At 66.1% G+C, this 5,042-nt stretch carries 5 protein-coding genes; 1 reads left to right on the forward strand and 4 read right to left on the reverse strand.

The features are described from left to right. The first annotated feature begins 224 nt into the window (after positions 1-224). On the forward strand, positions 225-722 hold the full coding sequence (locus tag ACT6Y9_RS08595; protein ID WP_443744234.1) for a MarR family winged helix-turn-helix transcriptional regulator: 498 nt from the start codon (positions 225-227) through the stop codon (positions 720-722). A 137-nt stretch (positions 723-859) separates the two neighbouring features. Here the strand turns inward: ACT6Y9_RS08595 and ACT6Y9_RS08600 are convergent, their stop codons facing one another. From ACT6Y9_RS08600 to ACT6Y9_RS08615, 4 genes are all read right to left on the reverse strand, one after another. Beyond that, a complete protein-coding gene (locus ACT6Y9_RS08600; RefSeq protein WP_443744235.1) occupies positions 860-2,029 on the reverse strand; it encodes an ABC transporter substrate-binding protein in 1,170 nt (389 codons plus the stop codon). 86 nt (positions 2,030-2,115) lie between these two features. Continuing rightward, complete coding sequence (locus tag ACT6Y9_RS08605; protein ID WP_443744236.1) at positions 2,116-2,886, reverse strand: class I SAM-dependent methyltransferase; 771 nt, start codon at positions 2,884-2,886, stop codon at positions 2,116-2,118. A gap of 57 nt (positions 2,887-2,943) precedes the next feature. Beyond that, positions 2,944-3,777 (reverse strand): ABC transporter ATP-binding protein, encoded by an 834-nt coding sequence (locus ACT6Y9_RS08610; protein WP_443744237.1) that lies wholly within the window; start codon positions 3,775-3,777, stop codon positions 2,944-2,946. A 3-nt stretch (positions 3,778-3,780) separates the two neighbouring features. Further along, the gene (locus ACT6Y9_RS08615; RefSeq protein ID WP_443744238.1) at positions 3,781-4,812 is read right to left on the reverse strand and encodes a FecCD family ABC transporter permease; all 1,032 of its coding nucleotides are present in this window, start codon (positions 4,810-4,812) and stop codon (positions 3,781-3,783) included. Between the last annotated feature and the right edge of the window lie 230 nt (positions 4,813-5,042).

The raw sequence follows: 5,042 nt of genomic DNA on the forward strand, positions 1-5,042 counted from the left end.
CCGCGCTTGTTTCGATGCGCCGACGACGCGCTACGCTAAAGCGGCGTAAAAGTCACCGAAAATACGATTTGTCAACTAAATAGCAATCCGGTTAATAAGAACCGCCGTATACGGATCCGTACGTACGGTGGTGTGGGAGGACGGCATGGGAATTAATCCCATGCCTCCTACCCGATTGTCTGCTACTATATTGGTTTTCCTCGAATTTCCCTGGATATTGACCGATGAAGAACCGAGCCATCCTGTCCCTTGCGGCGCGCGTACATGAAGAAGGCCGCCGTAGCCTTCTCGCGGCCATGAAGGAGGCCAGTCTCGAGGAACTCACGACGAGTTGCGGCGACATCTTCGAGGTGCTCTTCCGGGAGGAGGGGCAGACCCTCACCGCGGTTGCCGAGAAGATCCACCGCACCAAGTCCACCGCCTGCGTGATGGTGGACCGCCTCGAGAAGCAGGGCTACGTCGTGAAGACCCCGTCGGAGAGCGACGGTCGTGCAAGCGTGATCCGCCTCACCGACAAGGGGCGGGCGCTCCGTCCCCTGATGGACGAGATCTCCGACCGCATGAACGAATCGCTCTGCCGTGGCCTCACCGAAGCGGAGGCCGACCAGCTCGAGGTGCTCCTCGGCAAGATGACCGCCGCCTTCGGGACCTCGGAATGCACGTTCGCCGAAAGCAAGGGTGAGGGCAGGGGGCGTTGCTCTCTGAAGGCCCTAAAGGACTGACGGGAGAAAATCTGAACCAGAGGTCTGAACCAAAAGGCCGGAAGAGTAGACCAGAACAAAGGACGGGCCGCACTCCGGCAGAGGAGGCGGCCCGTCGTCATGGAGGAAGGAGCTCTTGGGTCCCGCACGCGTTCTTCTCAAAGCTTCCTGAGGCTCAGCGTAAACGTACCCTGCGGGTCGATCTCGGGGAGGTACCTGCGGTAGGTCGCGAGGATCTGCGCCTCGGGGTCGGCGTCGCGGAAGTGCTCCGGATAAAAGATCTTCGCGAAGAAGAGCGTGAAGTGCCAGTCGATGATCGAGCGCAGGCTTCCGTGGTCCACGGCGTAGAGGTCGTTCGTCTTCACCGCGGGGAGGCTCTGCCAGAGCGGGCGGGCCTTGAAGGTGAGGAGGCGCTTCACGGCCTCTTCGCGCGGCACCGTGAAGCCCATCTTCATCTGGTCGGCGGCGTTGTTGTTCCAGAGGCTCCCGCCGATGATGATCATTTCGGGACGGTGCGAGAGTACGTACTCACGCGTGAGCGCGCCGTAGGGTTCGCGGAGGTTTTCGGCGATGCTCGCCGCGCCGATGCGCTTCATGATCGCGCCCCAGAGGATCGTGCCGTTGTAGGTGTTGCCATACTGCGTGGGGCCGAGGTTGCCGAGCTCCATGTAGGCCGTGCGGTGCTTCCCGGTGTCGGGAATCTTCGCGATGCGCGCGTCCACGTCGCGCAGCCCCTCGATGCATTCGCCGCAGAGCGCCTCGGCGACGTCGTCGCGCTCGAGCATGCGGCCGATGATGCGCGTCGAGCGCACGTGGTTCTCAAGCTTCATCGCGTGGTAGTCGATCACGACCACGCGGATGCCGGAGCGCTCGAGTACGTCTACGCGGGCGTTGTTGGCGGCGAACTGCGTGCGGTTGATGAGGAGCACCTCGGGCCTGAGCGACAGAATCCGCTCCACGTTGAGGATGTCGTCGTGGTAGCCGCCGATCGAGGGGATCTTGAGGAGCTCGGGGAAGGCGCGCGTGAAGACGCGGTATTCGCCCGTGCGGGTGCTCTCCCAGTGGTCCTGCGTCATGCCGACCACCTTCTTGAGCGCGGCGCCGCCGCCCACGAGAAGGAAGTTCGCGATGTAGTTGCCGACGATGATGCGCTCGGGCGCTCGGGTGAGCGTCACCTTCCGCCCCGACACGTCCTCGAACGTGACGGGCCAGACGCCCTTGGGCGGGAGCGTGGGCAGCGTCTCGGCGGCGAAGGCGCCGTCGGCGGGGAGAAGCGACAGGGCGCTCAAGGCGCCCGTAAAGCCGAGGATCGTGCGACGGGTAAGCATGGATGGAGAGTTCCTTGAAGTTTGTTGCGCAGAGCGGCCGTGCGGCCGCCGTTTTCTGGATGTTTCGTGCAGGAGGGCGTCGCCGGTCAGCCGAGGGCCTTGCGCGCGGCGATCATGAATTCCTTCACGATCGTGCGCTTCGCGCCCGTTTCCGGGTTCACCACTTCGGTGGTCTGCGGGTGGCAGATGATGATGTCGGTGAGGCCCATTTCGAGGAGCGTCTCGACGTCCCAGCCCGGGCGGTCCGCGCTCGTGAGCGGGAGCGTGCGGGCGATGCGCTCCATCGGGCGGGTGTCGACGTTCAGGACGAATTGGTCCGCGTGACCGTAGGGGACGGGCTCCATGGCGTAGGCGCGGGCGTAGTCCGGATCGTTCAGGTAGCGGTAGTGGTTGCCGTCGGCGTAGACGATGAGGCCGCCCGGCTTCAGAACGCGCAGCCACTCGCGGAAGGCCTCGCGCGGGTTGGGAAGGTTCCAGACGACGTAGCGTGAGAGAACCGCCGAGAGCGAGCCGTCTTCAAAGGGGAGGTCCGCGGCGTCCGCAAGGACGAAGTCCACGTCGAGGCCGGCGCGGCGGGCGTTTTCGCGGGCGCGGACGAGCATCTCGGGCGAGGCGTCGCACCCGGCGGCGCGGCAACCCATGCGGGCGGCGAGGAGCGCAAAGAGTCCCGGGCCGCAGCCGACGTCGGCGACGCACGCGCCTTCGGGCAGGTCGAGGAGGCTCGCGAGCTTCTCGGCCCATTCGCCGTTGAGCGACCCGTCCAATTCATCCATCGTGCGGCGGCTGTAGCCCTCCGCGCGGGTGTCCCAGTAGTGCGAGACGGCGCGGCTCAGATCGGTCGTGAGGGGGGCGGACATGGTGAAGATGTTCCTTTGGGAGGGGGTGTCGGGGAGAGGCGGAGCGCGAGCGGCGCTTCATTTCGGGGCGGTTGCCGCGTGGTGGTGTTCGTGGTCGTGCGGGTGCACATGGCCGTGGGTCCCGTCGTCCACGTCAAGCGGGCGCTCGGGGATCACGGTGAGGAATCCGGCCGCCGTCCGCTCGACCGACGCCTCGACGCGGTAGACGGCGGAGAGCTCTTCGGGCGTGAGGACCTCGGCGGGCGGGGCGTAGCGGCGGATGCGCCCTTGGGCGAGCATCAGGAGCTTCGTTGAGAAGCGGGCGGCGAGCATCAGGTCGTGGACGATCCCGAGGGCGATGGAGCCCGTGCGTTCGGCGTAGGCGCGCGCCGCCTCCATGACGATCAGCTGGTGACGCAGGTCGAGCGCGCTCGTCGGTTCGTCGAGAAGCAGCACCCGCGGGCGGGAGACGAAGGCCTGCGCCATGAAGACGAGCTGCTTCTGTCCGCCCGAGAGGGCGGCGACCGGGCGGTCGGCGAGGTGTGCGATCTGCATCGCGTGAAGGGTTTCATCGACCCGCTCGAAGACGTCGGGGGTGACGCGCCAGGAGAGGCGCCGTCCGAGGCCGAGCATCACCATCTCGAAGACGGAGAGGCGGCTTGAGACCTGCGTCAATTGTGGAAGGTAGGCGATCGACCCGGCCGGGAGCGTGCGGCCGTCCTCGGTGAGCAGGACCTCTCCGTCGTGCGGGATGAGGCCCGCGACGGCCTTGAGGAGCGTGGTCTTGCCGGCGGCGTTCTGCCCCACGACCGCGACGAGCTCTCCCGCGTGCGCGGTGAAGGAGAGGTCTGAGAGGATCGTGCGGCCGCCGAAGGCGACCGAGAGGTTTTGGACGGTGAGAAGAAGCGCCATCTTTCAGCAGTCCCTCCGGGAGCGCAGCAGCAGGATGAGAAGGAAGGGCACGCCCGCGATCGAAGTGACGATCCCGACGGGGAGCATCGCGCCCGAGGAGAGGAGCTTCGCGATGAGTGACGAGAGGAGCAGGATGATCCCGCCGAAGAGAATCGAGGCCGGAATGAGGAACCGTTGATCGTCGCCCAGGAGGAGCTTCGCGCAGTGCGGAGCGACGAGCCCCACGAAGCCGATCGTGCCGATGAAGCTCACCGACGCGGCAATGAGAATCGAGGCGGTGGTGAAGACGAGAAGCCGCAGGCGCGCGACCTTGACGCCGAGGCTCTTCGCGCGCTCCTCGCCGATCGAGAGCGTCGTGAGCTGCCAGGCGGCCGGCGCGAGGAGAACGAGTCCGAGGAGCACCGCCCCTGCGGCCGCGGCGGTCGAAAGCCATCCCGAGCGCTCGAGGTTGCCGAAGGTCCACCCGTTGATCAGCTGCGCCGTCTCGGGCGAGGCGAGGTAGACGAGGAGCTGCTGGAGCGCCATGAAGAAGAAGTTCATGATGATGCCCGCGAGAATGAGCGTGGCGGGCGTCATGCCGCGCAGGCTGCCGAGCGCGAGGATCAAGGCGCAGATCAGGAGGGCGGCGGCGAAGGCCGCGGCGATGGTGCCGAGCCAGAGTTCGCCCGCGATCGTCGCGCCGGCCGTGATCGCCAGCGCCGCGCCGAAGCTCGCCCCGGAAGTGATGCCGAGGGTCGAGGGGCTCGCGAGCGCGTTGGCGGTGATCGTCTGGATCCCGAGGCCCGCGAGCGAAAGGGCCGCGCCCACGCAGAGCGCCGTGAGCGTCATCGGCAGCCTGAGCGACCAGAGGATGAGTGCCTGCGGATCTTCGGCTCCGGGGCCTGCTAGGAGGCCTTCGATGATCTCCCGCCGGCCGAGCCCCGAAGATCCCGTCGCGAGGTCCGCGAAGAAGAGCGCGGCGAGCAGCGCGCCCAAAAGCCCGGTGAGGAGCAGGCGGCTTCTCTGGGCGGCGCGGTAGTGAAGGTGGCAGGACATGGGAGCAGTGTATGAAGATTTCTGGAATCATCATACACGGCGGAAACGCCGCACGCATTGGGTGAAAGTCTCATTTTCCGGCTCTTCAGGCATGGTTGTGGGTAGCTCTGAGGAAATGCCGTTTCAAATGTCCTGAGCGCTTCTTGCCATCTCTGTCCTCTCGATGCTCAAGAGGATCCTCAGGTTCGAGCAGTTTCGTGAGGCCGTCCTCAGGGAGGGCTCCGCCCTCC

The sequence above is a fragment of the Sutterella sp. genome (assembly GCF_052272535.1).
Classification (GTDB): Bacteria; Pseudomonadota; Gammaproteobacteria; order Burkholderiales; family Burkholderiaceae_F; genus Sutterella.